3 protein-coding genes and 1 pseudogene are annotated in these 2,782 nt (G+C 57.2%); 3 read left to right on the top strand and 1 reads right to left on the bottom strand.

The window, feature by feature from the left end; translation table 11 throughout:
- A partial coding sequence (locus QJT78_RS49945; RefSeq protein WP_281460818.1) for a hypothetical protein occupies positions 1–489 on the top strand: 489 nt, incomplete at its 5' end.
- A gap of 558 nt (positions 490–1,047) precedes the next feature.
- Here the strand turns inward: QJT78_RS49945 and QJT78_RS49935 are convergent.
- Positions 1,048–1,209: a DUF2934 domain-containing protein gene (locus tag QJT78_RS49935; RefSeq protein WP_080586918.1), complete on the bottom strand. Its 162-nt coding sequence runs from the start codon at positions 1,207–1,209 to the stop codon at positions 1,048–1,050.
- Positions 1,210–1,430: 221 nt separating this feature from the next.
- Here QJT78_RS49935 and QJT78_RS49930 point away from each other — a divergent pair, with 221 nt between their 5' ends.
- Together QJT78_RS49930 and QJT78_RS49925 are read left to right on the top strand one after the other, a co-directional pair.
- Complete coding sequence (locus QJT78_RS49930) at positions 1,431–1,757, top strand: hypothetical protein (RefSeq protein ID WP_240537860.1); 327 nt, start codon at positions 1,431–1,433, stop codon at positions 1,755–1,757.
- 2 nt (positions 1,758–1,759) lie between these two features.
- Positions 1,760–2,064, top strand: a pseudogene (locus tag QJT78_RS49925) (DNA ligase); the annotation flags it as partial.
- Between the last annotated feature and the right edge of the window lie 718 nt (positions 2,065–2,782).

Raw genomic sequence — 2,782 nt, 5'->3', positions numbered from 1 at the left:
ACGCCCTCCCGACGCAACGACAAAACCGTAAAGCCCCGCGTTCAGCATAACCCGGCAGGAATCCACTTAAATCCAGCGGGGCGCTGTCCAAACAACCGGGGCCAGCTCTCCCCATCAATGTTTTGTCCTATGCCGCTGGTTCTCAATGAGCATAAGAATGCCAGCGGTCACCACGGCAATAACGACGACGGCTGCCAGCGCCTCGACAAAGGCCAAGGTCCCGGACCACTTGTTCCAAAGCTCAATCATGTGCTGGCCTCTCGCGAGAGCGCACCCACGATCGACAAGATCTGCTCTCCAAGAAGAACGACCTGGGCGATCAAAGAAGCAATGCTACTCATCGTCGCGAGGTGTTTCACCGCGCGGCAAGGTGACTTGTGCGGCACCGATACGCAGGTCGTGCAGTTGTTTGGCGCCCGCTTATCGGGTGACGCTCCGGATAGAGTGAGCGTGCCGGATCAATCCATCAGCCTGATGGTTTCTTCTTAAAGAGCGCTCTCAGCTGCTCCCACTTGGCCTCGATCCACCTCAAAGCCATGAGAAGAGGCTTCTGGATAATAGGAATGTCCTGTGCGATAAGAAGAAGGCCTAGAGGCAGCATCCAGAGGCCGAAGATAGGCAGAAAGCTGAAGACGCCTCCTAGGATGAGCAACCCGGCGACAACGACACGGACCCAAAACGAGGACGGTTCTCGTAGCCACAGAATGAAGGTCGACACCTTCGTAGGCACCCGTCGCCGGAACAATTCAAAGTATCTATCCAATTCCGCTTTGACAGAAGCCATTAACTCGACCTTCTCTGATACCAGGACGCGGCAACTCGCTCGAAATCCGCGACTAAATTAAATATCTGTACGGGAAGCGTTCCAAACCCTTCGGCTTCTCAATGGAGATGACGGACGATCCGTCTGCGGACAGTCAGGGCCGAGACGTTGCCGGCACTGGACCGGTTCTCCATGGTGGCTTAGAAAGACCGCCGCCAAATTTCCTCAGGGTTGCGCAGGGCAGATGATAGCCGGCAAGCGGGGGTATGCCGGGTAGCCCTCGCCTAAAGCGTATCCGGTGTGCGTCGAGGTGAGCTTTGATCCTCGTTGAGCAATTCCTGCTCGGCCAAGCGCCAAAAGTCTTCGTCTCGGCCCTCTGGCTTACCTGCCTGCTCCCACAACTCGTAGGCCCGGGCCGCAACGGCTTCATCAATTCGCCTATTCATGGGCCTTCTCCAGACCCTCAACTAGGGGCAATCGGAGGCGTTCCTAATCCGGTCATCCCCAAAAACGTGCCTGTGAACTAAGAAGCCCCCTATTCATACCGTCGCGCTGTTGTGCCGACTGATCCAACTGCGTACGCACTGCGACAGGAACGAATTGGCCCAGTTCAAATTGAATCCCGGTTCCGTTGCGTGAGTTGCTTATGCGTCAATCCCGATGGCTTATGTCGATCGCCCCGAACGGTGGCGAGACTATCTACCTGGTCACAAGCAACTTCGGCCGCAACGGCAACGCCTGGCGCGAAGCAGACGTTGAGAGGGCGCTGGAAACCGTCATCCAGGATCTGCTTGCCGGAGAATATCGCAAGCCGCTCCGGATAGTCGCCTTCAACACGGCCGAACGCTGGTCGGAAGATGTTTCCCAGGACATTGCCCGCGAGATCCAGCGTCGTTGCAATCTGCAACTGAGCGACGTGCCTTCGTACCTGCAGGAGTTTGTGGATCGCTATTCACCACAAGACCTGCAGCAATTCAGTCTTCGCCTGGTGTAGCGATGGCCTTCCAGGGAAAAAAGCCGGAAGCGCTGGGCGTCAAGGCGCCCTTCCCCGGCTTCATCGAGCCGGCCCTGGCGGCCTCGATCGACCGCGTGCCGTCCGGCGAGCGAGGATCCATGAAATCAAGTTCGACGGCTATCGTGTCTAGGTGCATCTCGCTAACGAAGTAGTGAAGGTTTTCACGCGGCGGGGTCACGACTGGACCAATCGCTTCCGGAAGGTCGCCAACGACGCTTGGCACGTCAAGGCTAATGCCGCGATCATCGACGGCGAGGTCGTGGTGCCGACCGCCGATGGCAGCACGGTTCAGGCCTGCTTCCTGTCTGAAATGGCCCGGCGTGCGAGCGCAGCCTCCCCCGCCTCGGTCAGAGCGCCGATCGACGTCTACCCTATACTCGCGCAGGCGACTATGCTGTCGGCAATCAAGGATCTTAATTCGTGATCAGCCCCGTCCGGTCTGCCGTCGCAGATCCGCTCAAGCGCGGCTTCCATGTTGGCGAGTGTACGGCGATCGAAGCTTTCAAGGATCATGGCGCTTCTCCTATCCCGGCTGAACGAACTCCAAAGCCGGAAGTTCCAAGTTCGGAACCGACGTTGCAAGGAAACAAGCGGCATTCCTGATTATTGGACCTGAATGACGCGAAAACTCAGGTTTTTACAGACGTCACAGGGCTTTTTTGGTCTCGATCTCCGCGCCGTCGATGGCCAAACCTCACCCAGCTGGCGGTGGCATCGACAAAATTCGAATTGGTAATCAATGTGCGACCGCAAATAGGTCTTAGCGTGCCGGCGACGCTTCTCGCTCGTGCCGACGATGTAATCGAGTGACGTGAGGCATCGGGTGGCTAGCGGTGTTATTCTGCTCAGCTTGCGTTATGCCACTCATCCTAAGCAGACATAAATTGCGGTTGCAAGAGCTGGCCCCGCAAATTCGGACAGTAGCTTGAGTGGATTTTCTGCCTGACAGCGGCGAGGATTCTTGCTGCGAATCAGGAGCGAAGATGACGAAGAAGAGCCGCCGG

The sequence above is a fragment of the Bradyrhizobium sp. Mp27 genome (assembly GCF_029953005.1).
Classification (GTDB): Bacteria; Pseudomonadota; Alphaproteobacteria; order Rhizobiales; family Xanthobacteraceae; genus Bradyrhizobium; species Bradyrhizobium barranii.
This window is presented reverse-complemented; position numbering and strand designations above follow the sequence as displayed.